This window comes from Hydrogenophaga sp. (assembly GCF_048549895.1).
Lineage (GTDB): Bacteria > Pseudomonadota > Gammaproteobacteria > Burkholderiales > Burkholderiaceae_C > Hydrogenophaga.
This window is the reverse complement of record NZ_JBLYYB010000191.1, coordinates 1-18,975: the sequence shown is the minus strand read 5'-3', so window position 1 is coordinate 18,975 and position 18,975 is coordinate 1. Positions and strand designations below refer to the sequence as shown.

At 66.8% G+C, this 18,975-nt stretch carries 21 protein-coding genes, 1 tRNA gene and 1 riboswitch; of the genes, 16 read left to right on the top strand and 6 right to left on the bottom strand.

The genetic code is table 11. The features are described from left to right. Both ACN4F8_RS18075 and thiC read left to right on the top strand, forming a co-directional pair. On the top strand, nt 1-409 hold a 409-nt coding region (locus ACN4F8_RS18075), incomplete at its 5' end, for a calcium-binding protein (protein ID WP_419474835.1). 30 nt (nt 410-439) lie between these two features. After that, nucleotides 440-554: riboswitch (TPP riboswitch) on the top strand. Nucleotides 555-675: 121 nt separating this feature from the next. Next, nucleotides 676-2,583 carry a phosphomethylpyrimidine synthase ThiC gene (thiC, locus tag ACN4F8_RS18070; protein WP_419474834.1) on the top strand — a complete coding sequence of 636 codons (1,908 nt, stop codon included), beginning with the start codon at nt 676-678 and terminating at the stop codon, nt 2,581-2,583. A 7-nt stretch (nt 2,584-2,590) separates the two neighbouring features. On the opposite strand, the gene ACN4F8_RS18065 is transcribed toward thiC, so the two are convergent. Further along, a complete protein-coding gene (locus ACN4F8_RS18065; protein WP_419474833.1) occupies nt 2,591-3,061 on the bottom strand; it encodes a helix-turn-helix domain-containing protein in 471 nt (156 codons plus the stop codon). Between the two features lie 84 nt (nt 3,062-3,145). Between ACN4F8_RS18065 and ACN4F8_RS18060 the strand changes: the two genes are divergently transcribed. Both ACN4F8_RS18060 and ACN4F8_RS18055 read left to right on the top strand, forming a co-directional pair. Then, nucleotides 3,146-3,544: a hypothetical protein gene (locus ACN4F8_RS18060; protein WP_419474832.1), complete on the top strand. Its 399-nt coding sequence runs from the start codon at nt 3,146-3,148 to the stop codon at nt 3,542-3,544. 79 nt (nt 3,545-3,623) lie between these two features. After that, entirely contained in the window at nt 3,624-4,592 is a 969-nt protein-coding gene (locus tag ACN4F8_RS18055; protein ID WP_419474831.1) for a tripartite tricarboxylate transporter substrate binding protein, read from the top strand. A 25-nt stretch (nt 4,593-4,617) separates the two neighbouring features. On the opposite strand, the gene ACN4F8_RS18050 is transcribed toward ACN4F8_RS18055, so the two are convergent. Both ACN4F8_RS18050 and ACN4F8_RS18045 read right to left on the bottom strand, forming a co-directional pair. Continuing rightward, nucleotides 4,618-5,652 carry a response regulator gene (locus ACN4F8_RS18050; protein ID WP_419474830.1) on the bottom strand — a complete coding sequence of 345 codons (1,035 nt, stop codon included), beginning with the start codon at nt 5,650-5,652 and terminating at the stop codon, nt 4,618-4,620. Further along, on the bottom strand, nt 5,645-9,208 hold the full coding sequence (locus ACN4F8_RS18045; RefSeq protein ID WP_419474829.1) for an ATP-binding protein: 3,564 nt from the start codon (nt 9,206-9,208) through the stop codon (nt 5,645-5,647). Before ACN4F8_RS18045 ends, ACN4F8_RS18050 begins: the two co-directional genes overlap by 8 nt. Before the next feature lie 105 nt (nt 9,209-9,313). Here ACN4F8_RS18045 and ACN4F8_RS18040 point away from each other — a divergent pair, with 105 nt between their 5' ends. The 10 genes from ACN4F8_RS18040 (at nt 9,314) to ACN4F8_RS17995 (ending at nt 14,737) form a co-directional block, all read left to right on the top strand. Further along, the gene (locus tag ACN4F8_RS18040; protein ID WP_291087853.1) at nt 9,314-9,616 is read left to right on the top strand and encodes an urease subunit gamma; all 303 of its coding nucleotides are present in this window, start codon (nt 9,314-9,316) and stop codon (nt 9,614-9,616) included. Beyond that, nucleotides 9,616-9,807: a hypothetical protein gene (locus ACN4F8_RS18035; RefSeq protein WP_419474828.1), complete on the top strand. Its 192-nt coding sequence runs from the start codon at nt 9,616-9,618 to the stop codon at nt 9,805-9,807. Before ACN4F8_RS18040 ends, ACN4F8_RS18035 begins: the two co-directional genes overlap by 1 nt. Nucleotides 9,808-9,818: 11 nt before the next feature. Then, entirely contained in the window at nt 9,819-10,127 is a 309-nt protein-coding gene (locus ACN4F8_RS18030; protein WP_419474827.1) for an urease subunit beta, read from the top strand. Then, nucleotides 10,124-11,908: an urease subunit alpha gene (locus ACN4F8_RS18025; protein ID WP_419474826.1), complete on the top strand. Its 1,785-nt coding sequence runs from the start codon at nt 10,124-10,126 to the stop codon at nt 11,906-11,908. Before ACN4F8_RS18030 ends, ACN4F8_RS18025 begins: the two co-directional genes overlap by 4 nt. A gap of 11 nt (nt 11,909-11,919) precedes the next feature. Continuing rightward, entirely contained in the window at nt 11,920-12,474 is a 555-nt protein-coding gene (gene ureE / locus ACN4F8_RS18020; protein ID WP_419474825.1) for an urease accessory protein UreE, read from the top strand. Continuing rightward, entirely contained in the window at nt 12,461-13,180 is a 720-nt protein-coding gene (locus ACN4F8_RS18015; protein WP_419474824.1) for an urease accessory protein UreF, read from the top strand. Before ureE ends, ACN4F8_RS18015 begins: the two co-directional genes overlap by 14 nt. Continuing rightward, on the top strand, nt 13,177-13,860 hold the full coding sequence (ureG, locus tag ACN4F8_RS18010; RefSeq protein ID WP_419474823.1) for an urease accessory protein UreG: 684 nt from the start codon (nt 13,177-13,179) through the stop codon (nt 13,858-13,860). Before ACN4F8_RS18015 ends, ureG begins: the two co-directional genes overlap by 4 nt. Before the next feature lie 24 nt (nt 13,861-13,884). Then, a tRNA-Ser gene (locus tag ACN4F8_RS18005) sits at nt 13,885-13,972 on the top strand. A gap of 238 nt (nt 13,973-14,210) precedes the next feature. Beyond that, nucleotides 14,211-14,549, top strand: a complete 339-nt coding sequence (locus ACN4F8_RS18000; RefSeq protein WP_419474822.1) for a hypothetical protein — start codon at nt 14,211-14,213, stop codon at nt 14,547-14,549. Continuing rightward, nucleotides 14,546-14,737 carry a hypothetical protein gene (locus ACN4F8_RS17995; RefSeq protein ID WP_419474821.1) on the top strand — a complete coding sequence of 64 codons (192 nt, stop codon included), beginning with the start codon at nt 14,546-14,548 and terminating at the stop codon, nt 14,735-14,737. Before ACN4F8_RS18000 ends, ACN4F8_RS17995 begins: the two co-directional genes overlap by 4 nt. A gap of 90 nt (nt 14,738-14,827) precedes the next feature. Here ACN4F8_RS17995 and ACN4F8_RS17990 read toward each other — a convergent pair whose 3' ends face one another. Then, nucleotides 14,828-15,283: a DUF4148 domain-containing protein gene (locus tag ACN4F8_RS17990; RefSeq protein WP_419474820.1), complete on the bottom strand. Its 456-nt coding sequence runs from the start codon at nt 15,281-15,283 to the stop codon at nt 14,828-14,830. A gap of 200 nt (nt 15,284-15,483) precedes the next feature. Between ACN4F8_RS17990 and ACN4F8_RS17985 the strand changes: the two genes are divergently transcribed. Both ACN4F8_RS17985 and ACN4F8_RS17980 read left to right on the top strand, forming a co-directional pair. Then, nucleotides 15,484-16,164 (top strand): heavy metal response regulator transcription factor, encoded by a 681-nt coding sequence (locus tag ACN4F8_RS17985; protein WP_419474837.1) that lies wholly within the window; start codon nt 15,484-15,486, stop codon nt 16,162-16,164. Then, on the top strand, nt 16,161-17,501 hold the full coding sequence (locus ACN4F8_RS17980; RefSeq protein WP_419474819.1) for a heavy metal sensor histidine kinase: 1,341 nt from the start codon (nt 16,161-16,163) through the stop codon (nt 17,499-17,501). The genes ACN4F8_RS17985 and ACN4F8_RS17980 overlap by 4 nt, the downstream gene beginning before the upstream one ends. 12 nt (nt 17,502-17,513) lie before the next feature. On the opposite strand, the gene hemW is transcribed toward ACN4F8_RS17980, so the two are convergent. Further along, the gene (gene hemW, locus ACN4F8_RS17975) at nt 17,514-18,695 is read right to left on the bottom strand and encodes a radical SAM family heme chaperone HemW (RefSeq protein ID WP_419474836.1); all 1,182 of its coding nucleotides are present in this window, start codon (nt 18,693-18,695) and stop codon (nt 17,514-17,516) included. Nucleotides 18,696-18,784: 89 nt separating this feature from the next. Then, on the bottom strand, nt 18,785-18,975 hold a 191-nt coding region (locus ACN4F8_RS17970; protein WP_419474818.1), incomplete at its 5' end, for a non-canonical purine NTP pyrophosphatase.

Below are 18,975 nucleotides of genomic sequence, written 5' to 3'. Positions count from 1 at the left end.
CTTGAACGGGGGCGCAGGCTCCGACACCTACCTGTTCGGGCGGGGCGACGGGCGCGACGAGATCCACAACCCCGACTACACAGCCGATGCGGGCCTGGCCACGCAGGACACGCTGCGTTTCCTCGAAGGCATCGATGCCGACCAACTGTGGTTCCGCCGCGTGAACACGAACCTGGAGGTGAGCATCATCGGCACCGACGACACGGTGCGGCTCAACAGCTGGTACGGCAGCACGCCCCTGCGCATCGACGCGTTCGAGACCAGCAGCGGGCAAACACTGTTGTCGAGCCAGGTGGATCAATTGGTGCAGGCCATGGCGGCTTTCAATCCACCGGCACCCGGGCAGATCACGCTGTCGCAAGACCAGCGCTCCACGCTCACGCCGGTGCTGGCCGCCAGCTGGGTCTGAGCAGAGAAGGCGAGCAGACCGCATACACTCCCACCTGCTCCGGGGTGCACCGATCTGAAAAGGTCGGGCGCTGAGATGGCTCACCAGCCAAACCCGTGAACTTGATCCGGTTAGTACCGGCGAAAGAAGAGCGCATGCCCCACGCGGCATGTGGGTGACCACCTCCTCCGTTTGTCAACGCGGAGATGGCACACCCGCCGTCGCGGTCCCTGGGGCGGTCCTCCGGAGCATTCACTGCCCATCCACCGGAACCGGAGACCGCCACCATGAACGCCCCCGACAAGTTGCCCGCCACACCGTTCGCCCTCAGCCGCGAACCCTTCCCCGCCTCCCGCAAGCTGTACGTGCCCGGCCAGCAGCCCGGTGTGCAGGTGCCCATGCGCGAGATCGCGCTCACCAACGGCGAACGCGTGGTGGTCTACGACACCTCGGGCCCTTACTCGGAGCCCACGGCCGCCATCGACGTGACGCAGGGCCTGCCCGATGTGCGCGGCGCGTGGATTGCCGCACGCGGCGACACCGAAACTTATGCCGGCCGCGCCCGCCAGGCGCTGGACGATGGCGTGAAGAACGAGGCGCGCCAGAACGACACCACCATCGAACGCATCGAAGCGCTGCGCGCGCAAGCCGCCGGCCTGCAGCGCACACCGCGTCGCGCACGCAGTGGCATGAACGTGACGCAGATGCACTACGCGCGCCGCGGCATCGTCACACCCGAGATGGAATACGTGGCGGTGCGCGAGAACGGCAAACGCGAATGGATGGCCGAGTACCTGGGTGACACCACGCGCGAAGCCCGCCTGCGCGGCAACCCCATGGGCGCGCGCATTCCGGCGCTGATCACGCCCGAGTTCGTGCGCGACGAGGTGGCGCGCGGGCGCGCCATCATCCCGGCCAACATCAACCACCCCGAGGTCGAGCCGATGGCGATCGGGCGCAACTTCCTGGTGAAGGTGAATGCCAACATCGGCAACTCGGCGGTCACTTCCAGCATCGAGGAAGAGGTGGACAAACTCGTGTGGGCGATCCGCTGGGGCGCGGACAACGTGATGGACCTCTCCACCGGCCGCAACATCCACACCACGCGCGACTGGATCGTGCGCAATTCGCCGGTGCCCATCGGCACGGTGCCGATCTACCAGGCGCTGGAAAAGGTGGGCGGCGTGGCCGAAGACCTCACCTGGGCCATTTACCGCGACACCCTGATCGAGCAGGCCGAGCAAGGCGTGGACTACTTCACCATCCACGCCGGTGTGCGTTTGGCCTTCATCCACCTCACGGCCAGCCGGCGCACCGGCATCGTCTCGCGCGGCGGCTCCATCATGGCCAAGTGGTGCATCACGCACCACCGCGAGAGTTTTCTCTACACGCACTTCGACGAGATCTGCGAGATCATGAAGGCCTACGACGTGAGTTTCTCGCTCGGCGACGGCCTGCGCCCCGGCAGCGCCGCCGATGCCAACGACGAGGCGCAGTTCGCCGAACTCAAGACGCTGGGCGAGCTCACGCAGACCGCGTGGAAGCACGACGTGCAAACGATGATCGAAGGGCCGGGCCACGTGCCCATGCACCTGATCCAGGCCAACATGGACGAGCAGTTGAAGCACTGCCACGAGGCGCCGTTCTACACGCTGGGCCCGCTCACCATCGACATCGCGCCGGGCTACGACCACATTGCCAGCGCCATCGGCGCGGCCATGATCGGCTGGATGGGCACGGCCATGCTGTGCTACGTGACGCCCAAGGAACACCTGGGCCTGCCCGACCGCGACGACGTGAAGCAGGGCCTGATCGCCTACAGAATAGCCGCCCACGCGGCCGACATCGCCAAGGGCCACCCGGGCGCACGCGCGCGCGACGACGCGATGAGCAAGGCGCGTTTCGAGTTCCGCTGGCACGACCAGTTCAACCTCGGCCTGGACCCGGACACCGCGCGCGATTTCCACGACGAAACCTTGCCCAAGGACAGCAGCAAGGAGGCGCACTTCTGCAGCATGTGCGGGCCGAAGTTCTGCTCCATGAAGATCACGCAGGACGTGCGCGACTACGCTGAAAAGAAAGGACTGGGCGAGGCCGAAGCCCTGGCAGAAGGCATGGCCGAGAAGTCGGCCGAATTCAAGGCCGCAGGCCGTGAGTTCTATGTGCCGGTGGAAACCTTGACGCGCAAGGGCTGAGCCTCGCTCAAGGCGCCTCAGGCTCCACCCGCGCCAGAGCCTCGCGCTTGCCCAGCGCGAGCAGTTGCAGGATCTTGGGCACCCGCGAGGCGCGTGGAGCAGCGCCGCCGGACTCCCATTTCCAGATCGAGAGCGACGACACACCCAGCAGCCTGGCCATCTGTTCCTGCGTGAGGCCGAGCCGGGCACGCTGGGTTTTCAATCGCTCCGCAGTGAACACCACCTTGCGCCCGGGTTTGCCCCGGGGATGCGCCACGCTCGCGGCGCTGGCCGCAGGCAGGGCGGCCCGCGCCGGCTCGGGCCGCACCTTGCCGAGCCGGTTCACCTGGCTCTGCAAGGCCTTGAGCTGCTTCTTCAGGGCAGCGATCTCGGTGCGCTGAAGAAGCGATGTTTTGCGCAGCGCACCGATTTCATCGCGCAGTTCCTTGCGCGCTACTCGGGCGATCTCTTTTTTGAGGGATTCGGCAAAGGTGGTCATGGGCGCATGGTACGGCATCAATACGGCATCGAACACGGCCACAACCGAGCATCACCGCCCCTTTCCTCCAGTAGCATCGGCCGCATGCCCACCCCACCCGCACCCGAACGCCTGACCCCGGACGCCGTGACCACGCTTGCGCTGGCCCACACCGCCCCCGCCCCCTGCCCCACCTGCCGGCCCTACGCCAGCCCGGGCTGGGAGTCGTTCCCCGCTTCGCAAGACGGCGCCGCGCTGCAGCCCCTGGGCGCGCTCTGGCTGCCAGGCGACGATGAACCCACGCTGGAAGAGCACCGCCCGGTCGGCGTGGATGTGTGGTCGGCCGACGCGCCGATTTCGCTGGCCCACCACCCCTACAACCGCTGCGAGGTGTGGGCCTGCAAAGCATGCGGTTTCCCGTTTCTTCGCTACACCGAGTACGGCGGCTACTACATCGACCAACGCATCCGCGAGCTGCGGGCCGCGCTGATCGTGCGGGCCTGAATCACTAGGGTTATCGATCTGTCGATGCTTGGGTGTGCATGCTTACCATCGGGTCACAACAACCCGACGGAGACAAGACATGCTGAAAAAACTCGTGGTGGGCGCCCTGGTGTCCACGGTGGTGGCGACCTCGACCTCGGTGGCCTTTGCGCAGGAGTGGCCCTCGGCCAAGCCGATCCGTGTGATCGCCGTCTTCCCACCGGGCGGATCGGTCGACCAGGTCGCGCGCATCCTGGGTGAAGCGCTGCGCGTGCAGCTCAACCAGTCGGTGGTCGTGGAGAACATCGGTGGCGCGTCAGGCGTGATCGGCACCGCAGCGGTGGCCAAGGCCGCGCCCGATGGCTACACCATCGGCGTGGTGTTCGACACGCACGCGGTGAACCCGGCGCTCAAGCCCGGCATTGCCTTCGACACCATGAAGGATCTGGAGCACATCACGCTCATCGGTACCGCACCCATGGTGTTGGCGGCCACCAAGGGTTCGCCCATCAAAAGCTTCGCCCAGCTCGTGACCGAGGCCAAAGCGAAGAAGAACAACAGCTACGGCACCATCGGCACCGGCAGCCTGGGACATCTGGCGATTGCGCAGATGGCCAAGAACGCCGGCTTTGACTGGACCCACGTGCCGTACAAAGGCGGGGGCCCGCTGATGAACGACGCGGTGGGCGGGCATGTGCCGCTGGCTGTGGGCTCGCTGTTTCTGATCAAACCGCACGCCGACTCGGGCAACGTGACACCGCTGGCGGTGAGCACGAGCAAGCGCGCCAAGGACATGCCCAACGTGCCCACCATCGCCGAGAGTGGCTTCCCCGGTTTCGACGCTCCCGCCTGGTGGGGTGTGATCGGCCCGGCCAAGCTGCCGCCAGCCATCACCAGCCGCATCCACGCCGCCGTGGCCGCCGCGCTCAAAAGCCCGGACGTGGCCAGAAAGCTCGACGAACAGGGCATCGACGTGGTGGGCGGTGGCCCCGAGGTGTTCAAGCCTTTCGTGGAAAAGCAGATGACCACCTGGTCGGCGTTCATCAAGGCGAACAACATCACGGAGTGAACCGCGAGCCCGGCTGGGACCGGGCTCAGCCGCCGTGCTGCGGCTGCAGCAGCGGCACGCGGTTGATGGCCATCGCCGCCGCTGCGGTGCGGGTTTCCACGCCGAGCTTGGCGTAGATGCGCTCCAGGTGTTTTTTCACGGTGGCGGGGCTGGCGCCGATGATGTCGCCGATGTCGCGGTTGATCTTGCCCTTGACCACCCAGTACAAAACCTCGGCCTCGCGCGCCGTGAGGCCAAAGGCGCCGGCCACGCTGGAGAGCACGCTGGCGTCCGACGTCTCCTGCATCACGATGAGCCAGTCGCCCCCGGCGTCCACCTCCCCGTCTTCATCGCCCACGCGCTGGTGCAACCGGAAGGTGAGGCGGCGCGGGCCGTTTTCCAGGGTGAGGCGGGGTGGCTCGCGCTGTTCGCTGGCTTCACCCAGGTGGCGGCGCAGCCACTGCAGCACGGCCGGTGGTGTGGTGGGTGACTCGGTGCCGCAGTAGTTGCGCAGCAGGTCGCGCGCCAGCGGCGTTTGCCACATCAGGCGGCCGTCGCTCTCGCGCACGGTGATGGTGGCGTAGCCGAACGCATCCAGTGCGTTGCGCGCCTGGCTGCGCTCCACCGCGCCCTGGCGCACATGGCGCGCGGTGCGCAGGTGCACGCCCATGCGCGCCATCACCTCGCGCGGCTTGATGGGTTTGGTCACGTAGTCCGCGCCGCCCGCGTCGAGTGCGGCCACCAGGTGTTCGGTCTCGGTCAGGCCGGTCATGAAGATGATGGGGATGTGCGCGGTGGCCGGCTGCGCCTTGAGGCGGCGCGCCACTTCAAAACCATCGATGCCGGGCATGACCGCGTCCAGCAGCACCACGTCGGGCAGGGCCTGCGTGGCGCGGCGGATGGCGCTCTCGCCGTCGAGCGCCACCAGCACGGTGTAGCCCGCGTCGTCCAGCGCGTCGTGCAGCGGCGCCACGTTGTCGGGCACGTCGTCCACGATCAGCACGATGAGCTTGTCGGCCTGTTGCAGCGGCGCCGGGCCGAGCACGGTGCCGCTGTGGCGGGTGGGGGTGAACTCAGACATGGCGCTGCAGCAGTTGCTGCTCGATGGCGTCAAAGCGGAACTCGCGCGCGAGCGTGCGCAGCTGCTGCGCGAAACCCGCCTGCTCGGGGTGGTCCTGCACCCAGTCGTCGAGCCACTGCACGATGCCCTTGTAGTAGCCCAGGCGCACGAGCGCCAGCAAGGGTTCGAAGTCGTGGTCCGACCCGGGAGCCCCCACCGGCGCAGAGGGTTGCAATGGAGCCTCCGACGCCGCCACCTCGATCCACACCAGTTGCAGGCGTTGGCCCAGCCAGCCGAGCAGGTCGTCGCGGCGCACCGGCTTCACAAAGAAGTCTTGCGGACGGTGGCCGAGATCGTTGTCCAATCCTTTGTCGAACGCATTGGCCGACACAATCGCCAGCGGCACCCCGCCCCAGCCCCCGGCGCGCAGCCGGCGCATGGTTTCCCAGCCGTCGATGCCGGGCATGGCCAGGTCCATGAACACGGCGTCGGGCGCACCGGCCTCACCGGGGTGCAGACCTTCGAGCAAGGCCAGCGCGTCCAGCCCGCTGGTGGCCAGCATCACATCGAAGCCCAGCGGTGCCAGCCAGCGCTGGATGAGCTCGCGGTCTGCCTCTTCGTTGTCCACCACCAGCACGCGCCGGCGTGCGCCCTCGTAACCCGCGTGGCTGGGCAGGGCCAACGGGCGCGGCAGCACCGCGCCGTGCACCTCGGGCAGAAACAGGCGCACGGTGAACACCGAGCCCTCGCCCGGTGCGCTGCGCACCGTCATCTCGCCGCCCATGAGGTCGGTGAGCATCTTGGCAATCGTCAACCCCAGGCCGGTGCCGGTGGACGGGCCAGGAGCCGCGGCTTCGTTTTGCCCGCGTGCGAACGGCTCGAACACGCGCTCCAGGTCTTGCGCGCGCATGCCGGGGCCGGTGTCGTGCACCTCGAACTGCGCCATCTCGCGCGCATGCGTCACGCGCAGGCGCACCTGGCCCGTGTGGGTGAACTTCACCGCGTTGCCCAACAGGTTGATGAGGATCTGGCGCAGGCGCTTTTCGTCGGCGCGCACCGTGTCGGGCAGGCGGCTGCCGGACTCGAACACAAAACGCAGGCCCTTGGCGCTGGCCTGCAGCTCGAACATGCCCGCCACCTCCTGCATGGCGCCGGCAAAGGCCATGGGCCGCACGTCGAGCGCGAGCTTGCCGGACTCGATGCGCGCGATGTCCAACGTGCCCTCGATCAGCGAGAGCAGGTGTTCACCACCCCGGTTGATCACACGGATGGCCTGCGCACGGTGCGGCGCCATGCCGGTGTCTTCCTGCAAGAGCTGCGCATAACCCAGGATGCTGTTGAGCGGTGTGCGCAGCTCGTGGCTGATGGTGCTGATGTAGCGCGTCTTGGCCTGGTTGGCGTGTTCGGCCGCCAGGCGCGCCTGCTGCAGAGCTTCGTCGGTGAGGCGGTGCGATTCGATCTCCTGCATCAGCAACCGCGTCTGCCGGTTCGACTCTTCCTGCGCCACCTCGCGGCTCTTGTGCGCCAGCACCAGCCACCACGCCACCGTGGCCGCGATCAGCAGCAGCACGGCGTACACCCGCACAAAACCCGAGCGCAAGGCAGCGTCGAGCAAGCCGGCGTTGGCCGAAAGACCGATGCGCTGCGCCAGCCCCTGCACCTCCTGGCGGTACAACAAACCGAGCACCGCCGCGAGCACCGGCGCCATCACGAACATCAGCAGCAGGTAGTGCGCGAGGCCCGCTTCAAGGTAAGGCCAGATGGAGCGCGGCAACACGCGCCGCAGCGCGCCCATCCACTGCTCGGAGAGCTTGGCGTGCGGTTTGCAGAGATCGCCACAGCGCGCGTCGAGCGTGCAGCAGAGTGAACAGATGGCGCCCTGGTAGGCGGGGCAGTGCGCCATGTCGGGCGCTTCGTATTCACGTTCACACACAACACACCGTTGCAGCGAGTAGCGTGCCTTGACTCCCTCTCCCCGCACGGCTCCCTCTCCCTCTGGGAGAGGGCGGGGGTGAGGGCCCGCGCGCAAACCCGTCGCAACATCGCCAACCCCCGAAGCGCGTGCAATGTAATACCGCCCCTGCGTGCCCCATGCAATCAAAGGCGCCGTCACAAACGCCGTGACCATCGCAATCACCGCCGAAAACGCTTGCGCGCCCTCGCCCATCAGCCCCATGTGCGCCACGATGGACAACACGGAAGCCAGGCCCATCGCACCCACGCCCACCGGGTTGATGTCGTACAAATACGCCCGCTTGAACTCGATGCCCTTGGGGCTCCAGCCCAGCGGCTTGTTGATCACCAGGTCGGCCACCACCGCCATGATCCAGGCGATGGCGATGTTGGAGTACACGCCCAGCACCTGGCCCAGCGCCTGGAACACGTTCATCTCCATCAGCATGAAAGCGATGAAGGTGTTGAACACCACCCACACCACGCGCCCGGGATGGCTGTGGGTGATGCGCGAGAAAAAGTTGCTCCAGGCCAGCGAGCCGGCGTAGGCGTTGGTCACGTTGATCTTGAGCTGCGAGACCACCACAAACAGCGCCGTGGCCGCCACCGCCCAGCCGTAGTCGGAGAACACGTATTCGTAGGCCGCGAGGTACATCTGGTTCGGGTCCACCGCACGATCGGGCGGCACCATGTGGCTGATGGCCAGGTACGCCAGCAGCGCGCCGCCCAACATCTTCACCACGCCCAGCAGCACCCAGCCCGGCCCACCCGCCAGCACACCGGCCCACCAGCGCAGGCCCCGGCCCTTTTCCTTGGCCGGCATGAAGCGCAGGTAGTCGGCCTGTTCACCCATCTGCGTGATGAGCGCGATACCCACCGTGAGCGCCGCACCAAACAAGTGCCAGTCAAACCGCGCGCCCGCACCAGACTCACCCCCGTACCGCACCACGTTGGTGAATGTCTCGGGCGCCATAACCGCCACCGCCCCAAAAGGCACCACCATCATCACCAGCCACAGCGGCTGGGTCCAGACCTGAAAGCGGCTGATCACCGACACCCCGTGCGTCACCAGCGGGATGACCACCACCGCGCAGATGAGGTAACCCCAGGCGGGCGGGATGTCGAGCGCGAGCTCCAGCGCGTAGGCCATCACCGCCGCTTCGAGCGCAAAGAAGATGAAGGTGAAGGTGGCGTAGATCAGCGAGGTGATGGTGGAGCCGATGTAGCCAAAGCCCGCGCCGCGCGTGAGCAGGTCCATGTCGACCCCGTAGCGCGCGGCGTACACGCTGATGGGCAAGCCCGCAAAAAAGATGATCAAGCCGGTGCACAGGATGGCCAGCGCGGCGTTCACAAAGCCATATTGCACCAGCAGCGTGGCGCCCACGGCCTCCAGAATCAGGAACGAGGCGGCACCAAACGCGGTGTTGGCCACGCGCCATTCGCTCCATTTGCGAAAGCGCTGCGGGGTGTAGCGCAGCGCGTAGTCCTCCATGGTCTCGCTGCCGACCCAGCTGTTGTAGTCGCGGCGCACGCGGGTGATGCGCTGGGGTGCGTCCTGCCCGGGCTCCTGCCCTGCGGTGGGCGCGGTAGCGGTTCTGATGGGGACGATGGGTATGGTTGTCACACGGCGTTTCTGCAGCTTTCGTGCCACGCTGCCGATGGAGCCGGCTCGGGGCACGGGAATTGCTGACCAAGTCACTCAAGCACCACCGAGAACGCACGCACCACCATGGAACTCACGCCCCGAGAGAAAGACAAGCTGCTGATCTTCACCGCTGCCCTGCTGGCCGAGCGGCGCCAGGCCCGCGGCCTGAAGCTCAACTACCCCGAGGCCGTGGCCCTGATCAGCGCGGCCGTGATGGAGGGCGCGCGCGACGGCAAGACCGTGGCCCAGCTCATGAGCGAGGGGCGCAACGTGCTCACCCGCGCCGATGTGATGGAGGGCATCGCCGAGATGATCCCGGACATCCAGGTGGAAGCGACCTTCCCCGACGGCACCAAGCTCGTCACCGTGCACCAACCCATTCCCTGATGCCTTCACCGAAAGCCCCCATGCGCCTCGCCACCGCCCTCTTTGCCGCCGCTGCCTTCTGCGTGCCCGCCCTCGCCCACGACGGCCACGGCCTGTTCGGTTCCCACTGGCACTCCACCGACACGCTCGGCTTCCTCGGCGTGGTGGTGGCCATTGCCGTGGCGCTGTGGTGGTCCAGCGGCAAGCACTGAAAGAGGCAACCATGATCCCCGGCGAACTCTTCACCGACGAAGGCGAACACGCCCTCAACCCCGGTCGGCGCACACACACCCTGGTGGTGAAAAACGGCGCCGACCGCCCGATCCAGGTGGGCTCGCACTACCACTTTGCCGAGGTCAATGGCGCGCTCGACTTTGACCGCGCTGCTGCACACGGCATGCGGCTGAACATCGCCAGCGGCACCGCCGTGCGCTTCGAGCCCGGCCAACAACGCACGGTGGAGCTGGTGGACTACGCGGGTGACCGCGTCGTGTATGGCTTCCGTGGCCTCGTTCAAGGAAAGCTCGCATGAGCACGATTTCAAGAAGCGCCTACGCCAACATGTTCGGCCCCACCGTGGGCGACCGCCTGCGCCTGGCCGACACCGGTCTCATGATCGAGATCGAGAAAGACTTCACCCTGGCCGCCGGCGGCTACGGCGAAGAAGTCAAGTTCGGCGGCGGCAAGACGATTCGCGACGGCATGGCGCAAAGCCAGCGCACCCGAGCCGAAGGCGCCGTGGACACGGTGATGACCAACGCCGTGATCATCGACCACTGGGGCATCGTCAAGGCCGACATCGGCCTCAAGGGCGGGCGCATCGTCGCCATCGGCAAGGCCGGCAACCCGGACACCCAACCCGGTGTGGACATCGTCATCGGCCCGGGCACCGAGGTCATCAGCTGCGAAGGCAACATCGTCACCGCCGGCGGCATCGACAGCCACATCCACTTCATCTGCCCGCAGCAGGTGGACGAGGCGCTGACCTCCGGCATCACCACCATGCTCGGCGGCGGCACCGGCCCGGCCACCGGCACCTTTGCCACCACCTGCACACCCGGCCCCTGGCACATCGAACGCATGCTGCAAGCCGCCGACGGCCTGCCCATGAACCTGGGTTTTCTGGGCAAGGGCAACGCCAGCCTGCCCGCCCCGCTGTTTGAACAGATCAACGCCGGTGTCATCGGCCTGAAGCTGCACGAAGACTGGGGCACCACCCCGAGCGCCATCAGCAACTGCCTTGATGTCGCCGAAGAAACAGACACCCAGGTCGCCATTCACTCCGACACGCTCAACGAGTCGGGCTTCGTGGAAGACACCATCGCCGCCACCAAGGGCCGCAGCCTCTGCGCCTTCCACACCGAAGGCGCGGGCGGAGGCCATGCGCCCGACATCCTGCGCGTGGTGGGCGAGGCCAACTTTCTGCCCAGCTCCACCAACCCGACCATGCCCTACACGGTCAACACGCTGGACGAGCACGTGGACATGCTCATGGTGTGCCACCACCTGGACGCCGGCATTCCCGAAGACCTGGCGTTTGCCGAGAGCCGCATCCGCCGCGAGACCATCGCGGCCGAGGACATCCTGCACGACATGGGCGCCATCAGCATGATGAGCAGCGACAGTCAGGCCATGGGCCGCGTGGGCGAGGTGATCATCCGCACCTGGCAGGCGGCCGACAAGATGAAAAGCCAGCGCGGCTGGCTCGCACCCGAACCGGTCGCCCTGAGCCTGTCGAAGGGTCGGGCTGAGCCTGGCCTTCGACAAGCTCAGGCTGATCGGGATTCACGCAACGACAACTTCCGCGTCAAACGCTACATCGCCAAGTACACGATCAACCCGGCCATTGCCCACGGCATCTCGCACATCGTGGGTTCGCTCGAAGTCGGCAAGTGGGCCGACCTGGTGGTGTGGAAGCCGGCGTTCTTCGGCGTGAAGCCCGCGCTCATCTTGAAGGGCGGCAGCATCGCGCTGGCCGCCATGGGCGACCCCAACGCCTCCATTCCCACACCGCAACCGGTGCACTACCGGCCCATGTTCGCCAGCTTCGGCGGTGCCATGGCCCAAAGCAGCCTCACCTTCGTCTCACAAGCGGCGCTCTCGGCCGGTGTGGGCGAGCGCTACGGCCTGCGCAAGACGCTGGACGCGGTGCGCGGCTGCCGCAATGTGACGAAGGCCAGCATGGTGCACAACAGCCTCTTGCCCAGGATGGAAATCGATCCACAAACCTACGCGGTGCGGGCCGACGGCGTGCTGCTCACCTGCGAGCCCGCCATCAAGTTGCCCCTGGCGCAGCGCTACTTTTTGTTCTGAACCACGACCTGATGTTGCAAGTCTCCAAACTCATTCCCCAGGGCCAAGGCCTGGCCAAGCCGCTGGTGCAACGCGCCGCGCAGCTGGTGCTGGACTGGGACATCCGCCAGAAGAGCCGCTTCGACACCGTGGCCTCCGACGAGCGCCACGTGGGCGTGTTCCTGCCACGCGGCACCGTGGTGCGGGGTGGTGACGTGCTGCTCACGCAAGACGGCTCGCTGCTGCGCGTGGTGGCCGCTCCCCAGCCGGTGCTGCGCATCACCGCCTGCCCCGAGCATCCGGCCCACGAACAGGCCTTTGACCTCATGCGCGCGGCCTACCACCTGGGCAACCGGCATGTGCCCATCGAGCTGCGGCCAGACCACCTGAAGATCGAACCCGACCATGTGTTGGCCGACATGCTGCGCGCCATGCACCTCACGGTGGTGGAAGTGCGCGAACCGTTCGAACCCGAGGCCGGCGCTTATGGCGCTCATGGCGCCGGTGACGTTCACGCGCACGGTGCCCACGAGGCTCACGGCCACCACGGACACGACCACCCCCACCACAACCATGACCACGGCTGACCTGGGCGAGGCGCCGCCCCGCTCGGCCGCCAGCCTGCTGCAGATCCTCTGGCTCGCCTCCCCCGCCCTGCCGGTGGGCGGTTTTTCGTATTCCGAAGGGCTTGAATCGGCTGTGGACGCCGGCCTGGTGTGTGACGAACACAGCGCCGCCGCCTGGCTCACCGACCAGTTGCACCTGAGTCTCGCGCGCAGCGACCTGGCGGTGGTGGCGCAGGCCATTCCGGCCTGGCGCGCGAACGATCTGGACCGCATCAACACGCTGAACCACTGGGTGCTGCAGACCCGCGAGACGCTCGAATTCCGCCTGCAAAGCGAACAGATGGGGCGCTCGCTGCAGGCGTGGGCTCGCGAACTCGGCGAGTTGGGCACCGGCGTGTTTGAACAATTGCACAGCGCCCGCCTGGACCCACCCACCTACCCCGTGGCCTGCGCCTGCGCCGCGGCCAGCACCGCAGCCAGCGTGCACGACAGCCTGGTCGGCTACGCCTTCGGCTGGTGCGAGAACATGGTGCAGGCGTCCATCAAGTCGGTGCCGCTGGGCCAGAGCGCCGGCCAGCGCATGCTCGCGTGCCTGGCGCAGCAGATCCCGGCCGCGGTGGACCACGCCATCGCCCTGCACGACAATGACCGCCAGGCCTTCACCCCCCTGCTGGCGATCCATTCCGCGCGCCACGAAACCCAGTACTCACGCCTGTTCCGCTCATGACCCCCCTGCACCACATTCCCCGCCGCACCAAGCACCTGCCCCCGCTGCGCGTGGGCATCGGCGGCCCCGTGGGCTCGGGCAAGACGACGCTGCTGGAAATGCTGTGCAAGGCCATGCGCGAGCGCTACGACCTGATCGCCATCACCAACGACATCTACACCAAGGAAGACCAGCGCATCCTGACCGTGAGCGGCGCGCTGCCGGCCGAACGCATCATGGGCGTGGAGACCGGTGGCTGCCCGCACACCGCCATCCGCGAAGACGCCTCCATCAACCTGGAGGCCATCGACCGAATGCTTGGTGAGTTTCCCGACGCCGACGTGGTGTTCATCGAGAGCGGCGGCGACAACCTGGCCGCCACCTTCAGCCCCGAACTCAGCGACCTCACCATCTACGTGATCGACGTGGCCGCGGGCGAAAAGATCCCGCGCAAGGGCGGCCCCGGCATCACCAAGAGCGACCTCTTCGTCATCAACAAGACCGACCTGGCCCCGCACGTGGGCGCCGACCTGGAAGTGATGAAGGCCGACACCGCCCGCATGCGCCCCGACAGCGCGCGCCGCCCCTGGGTCATGACCAACCTCAAGACGCTGGCCGGTGTGGACGAGGTGGTGCGCTTCATCGAGACGCGCGGCATGCTGCCCCAGCCGCAAGCCGAGCCAGCCGCCATCGCAGGCTAAAATCCGTGCGTTGCGACCGCATCCGGAGACGTGGGTGAGCGGTTTAAACCAGCAGTCTTGAAAACTGCCGACTCGCAAGGGTCCGTGAGTTCGAATCTCACCGTCTCCGCCAACGAATTCAAGGGCCTTGAGCAATCAAGGCCCTTTTTTTCTGGTCTTCGCGAGCGCGATCAAGGCAAGAAACACCCGCTTGCAAAACATTCCGCCTCCGTTTCTTGCAAATGCGATTCATTCGCATTTATGATGGCCTTGCAAGCCACACCCAGTCGTTCGTCACGCTCGAATCCAGACCGGCAGCCAGCACCGTGCGCGCGCAAGCGCGACATCCACACCCTTGCCTGGAGACCTCTGTGAACACCGAACCCGAATTGCATGAAGACGAAGAACACGTGATGCCCTGCGCCGAGGCGATGCTCGCTGGCACGCTGGCGCTGATGACGGGCCACGCCCAGAGCGCCTGCGCGACGCAGCGCGGTCTCATGGGGCGCAAGATCCGCTCCAACTTGTTTTTCATGGGCCAACACCCGGAGCTCACACCGAACTTTCGGACCGTGGTTCAGCGCATGCACCAGCACTGGGACGCCCTGGTGACGGCGAATGATGCAACCGTGACGCGCGCCTCGTTGACCAACGACGACCTGCTGCCGGAGCGCCGCCTGTGGCACACCACCGCCTCCACGGTGCAGTGAGTGCCATGCCGGCGGGTGTGGTGCGCGAACACGCGGCGCTCGCCCGGCACCTGGGCGCGTTGCAGGACCGCGTCTCGCGTTTGCTGCGCGAAAAAGAGGCCGAAGTGCAGGCGCTGTCCTGCGAGGTGATCCGGTTGCGCGCGCAACTGCTGCTCTCGCGCACGTCTGCGCTGTGGCGCATGAACTGAAACCGGGCAGCCACCACGGTTGTCCGGAGACAGAAAAACCAACGGGCCCGCAGGCCCGTTGGTGGTGTTGCGCCAGGCGGCTCGTTCGCATCATGACCGGTTCAATTGACCCACCTTCATGTCGCCCGCAGCGCGCAGGCCGGCCTGGCGAATCTGCTCGGCTTGCTCGGCCGTGATGGTCACCGGGTAGTTGTTGTCGGTCACGTTCACCAGGCCGAGCCGCTGGGCTTCGGCCAACTCGGCCTTCACTTGTGCGCGGGTCTTGCCGGGGCCGGCGGGCGCTTTGAACGTCACCGTGTCCGGGTCACCCAGCTGGCCCAGGCGGCGGGCTTCGGCGAGTTCGGCAACCACTTGTGCACGGGTCTTGCCGACGCCAGCGGGCTCATAAAACATGATGAGGTCGCGGTCACCGAGCTGGCCGGCATCGCGGGCGGCGATGGCCTGGGCCTGTACTTCGGCGCGGGTCAGGGGGGCGTTCTGGGCCATGGCGGTGCCTGCGGTGGCGGCAAAAACGAAGGGCAGGAGGAGGCTGGTCGAGAGTTTCATGATGATTCCTTGTGAGAGCGTTGGAGGGAGACTGTTGTGCCTCTGTGTTGGGCACAGGACAAACTTTAAAAACCGAGCGTGTCGTTTCCCGAACGCCAGGATGACGAATTCGTAATGCAGCAAAAAGGCGGTTTCCGGGACAATTCAGGTCACCCCCGGGGGTTTCACACCCCTGCCCTGCAACCCAGATGGACCCTGCCATGCGCGTGTTGGTGATTGAAGACGAAGCCAAGATCGCCGACTACGTCAGGCGTGGCCTGTCCGAGGCTGGCTACACGGTGGACGTGGCGCGCGATGGCATCGAAGGCCGTTACCTCGCACTCGACGGCGACTACCAGCTGGTGGTGCTCGACATCATGCTGCCGGGCATCGATGGTTTCGGTGTGCTGTCGGCGTTGCGTCAGAAACGCGGCACACCGGTGCTCATGCTCACCGCGCGCGACCGGGTGGAAGACCGCGTGCAGGGCCTGCAGGCCGGTGCCGACGACTACCTCGTCAAACCCTTTGCTTTCTCTGAACTGCTGGCCCGCGTGGGCGCGCTGCTGCGCCGGGGCCCGACCGCCACCGAATCAACCAACACCCGCATGGCGGTGAGCGACCTGGAGATGGACTTGCTCAGCCGCAAAGCCTGGCGCGCCGGGCAGCGGCTGGACCTCACGGCCAAGGAGTTCTCTTTGCTGGCGCTGCTGGCACGGCGCAAGGGTCAGATCCTGTCGCGCACGACCATTGCCGAGCAGGTGTGGGACATGAACTTCGACTCGGACACCAACGTGGTGGAGGTCGCGGTGCGCCGCCTGCGCTCCAAGATGGACGATCCGTTCAAGCCCAAGCTGCTGCACAACGTGCGCGGCATGGGCTATGTGCTGGAGGAGCGGGCATGAGCACAGCGCCGTGTGCGTACTCCATCGGCCGGCGCCTGTCGCTGCTGCTGGCCATCCAGACCGTGATCGGCCTGGGTGTGCTGCTGGCGTTCATCCACGGCGCCACCACCATGCTGTTCACCGCCAAGCACGAGGAAGAACTGCGCAGCTACACCGCCGTGCTGGTCGATGTGGTGCGCGACGCTGGCCACTCGGGCGGAGAAGCCGAGATCAGGAACAAACTGGCCTGGCTGGCAGAGCGCCGCCCAGGCACCTTCGTGCAGCTCAGGCGCGCTGATGGCAGCGAGCTCTACCGCGACACGGCGCCCACCTTCGCCGTGGACAACCCCGCCGTGCGCTCCATGGCGTTTGACGTGCCTCTGAACCAGGGTGCAGCACCGCTGCAAGGCGAGCTCATGCTCGACTGCTCCCAAGACGCCAAGACCGCCCAGCGCATGGCACTGCTGTTGATCGTGGCGGTGCTGGCCGGGGCTGCGATGGTGGGCTGGGGCACGTTCTGGCGGGTGCGCTCCAGCCTGCGGCCCTTGATCGACCTGGCCGCGCAGACGAATGCGATCGACGCGCGCCACCTCGGGCAGCGGCTCTCGCTGGCCGAACCCGTGGAAGAACTCCAGCCCCTCATCGACCAGTTCAATGGCCTGATGCAGCGTGTGGAGCGCACCTATGCACAGCTCGAAGGTTTCAACGCGGATGTCGCACACGAACTTCGCACGCCGCTGGCCAACCTCATTGGCCACACCGAGGTGGCGCTCAGCCGCGAACGCACAGCGGGTGAGTTGGAAGACACACTGCACTCCAACCTGGAGGAGCTGCACCGCATGGCGGCCATCGTCAACGACATGCTGTTCCTGGCGCAGGCCGACCGTGGCGTGAAGGCTCGCCGCGGCGCGGCGGTGAGCCTGGCTCAGCTGGTGCGGCAGGTGGTGGAGTTCCACGAGGCACCCATGGAAGAGCGCGGCTTGACCGTGGCCATCGAAGGCGACACCGCGCTGTCGGTGGACGAGCCGCTGGTCAAACGCGCGCTGTCCAACCTGCTGGGCAACGCGATCCGCTACGCCGATGCGGGCTCCACGCTGAGCGTGCGCATCGCGCGCGAAGCCGGGGACAGCGTGCGGCTGTGGGTGGAAAACGCCGGCCCCACGATCGAGCCCGAGCATCTGCCGCGCCTGTTCGACCGTTTCTTCCGTGCCGACGTGTCGCGCGGCGAGGCGGACAAGCCGCACCACGGACTGGGCCTGTCCATCGTGGCGGCCATCGCGCGCATGCACGACGGATTCCCTGCGGCCGAGTCGAGTGGCGGCACCACACGCGTGGGCTTCAGCCTGCACGCCGCGTGAGCCGGGGCGGCTTCAGTCCGCCAGAAAAATTTCCTGCAGGTCGCTGAGGAAATCGAAGCCCCGCTCGGTGGGCCACACGCGGACCGCATCGCGCTCGATCAAGCCTTTCTGGGCCGCCAGCGCGAGTCCGGCTTCAATGCTGGAGAGCGGCAAACCCGTGCGTTCCATGAACTGCTGCAGGCTGAAGCCTTCCTTGAGCCGCAAGGCGTTGAGCATGAACTCGAACGGCAGCGCCTTGCGCGAGACTTCGTCGGCACTCACCACCGCGTTGCCCGCGAGCGCGCGCTCCATGTACAGGCGCGGCTCGCGCACGCGCACCGGGCGCCCCACGCGGTGGGCAAAGCTCAGCTTGCTGTGCGCGCCCGCGCCAATGCCCAGGTAGTCACCGAACTGCCAGTAATTGGTGTTGTGCCAGCTGCGGTGCCCCGCGCGCGCATAGGCCGACACCTCGTAGCGCTGCAGCCCCGCCTCGCCCGTGAGCTCGGTGATGCGGTCCAGCATGTCCCAGGCTTCGTCCTCGGGCGGCAGCGCTGGCGGGTACTTGGCAAAGTAGGTGTTGGGCTCCAGCGTGAGGTGGTAGATGGAGATGTGCGGCGGCGCAAACGACAGCGCGGTGCGCACGTCGGCCTCGCAGTCGGCCAGCGTCTGCCCGGGCAGGGCGTACATGAGGTCGAGGTTGAAGGTGTCGAAGGCCTGCGCGGCTTCTTCCACCGCGGCCATCGCCTGGTCGCGGTCGTGCACGCGGCCCAGCGCTTTGAGATGCACGTCGTTGAAACTCTGCACACCGATCGACAGGCGCGTCACACCCGCTTCGCGAAACGCGCGGAAACGGTCCTTCTCAAAAGTGCCCGGGTTCGCTTCCAACGTGATCTCGGCGTCGGCATCGAGCCGCAGCAGGGCACGCACATCGCCCAGCAGGCGGTCGATGGCCGCGGGTGAAAACAGGCTGGGTGTGCCACCGCCAACGAACACGCTGTGCACCGTGCGGCCCCAGATCAGCGGCAGCGAGGCTTCCAGGTCGGCGCGCAAGGCGTCCAGATAGCGCGCCTCGGGCAGCGGCTGACCGGGCTCGGAGGTGGCGCTCCACTCGTGCGAATTGAAATCGCAGTACGGACACTTCTTCAAACACCACGGCAGATGAATGTAGAGCGAGAGCGGCGGCAGGCTTTGCAGTTGCAAGGTGCCGGGGCGCATCCAGTGACGCACGTCGTTCCAGGGCGCCTCGGGCTTCGATGGCTTGTGGCCGGGCAGACCACCGGGCCAGGACACCGGCTGGTCGGCACTCATGGTGCAGCGCCGGCCGCCGGCGCGAACCAGCGCTCGCGCATCAACTCCAGCATCTGTTGGGCTGCGCGCCCGCGGTGGCTGTTCGCGTTCTTCACCTCGGTGGGCAATTGCGCGAAGGTCTTGCCAAACGCGGGCAGGAACATCACCGGATCGAAACCGAAGCCGTTGTCGCCGATGGGCTGCTGCG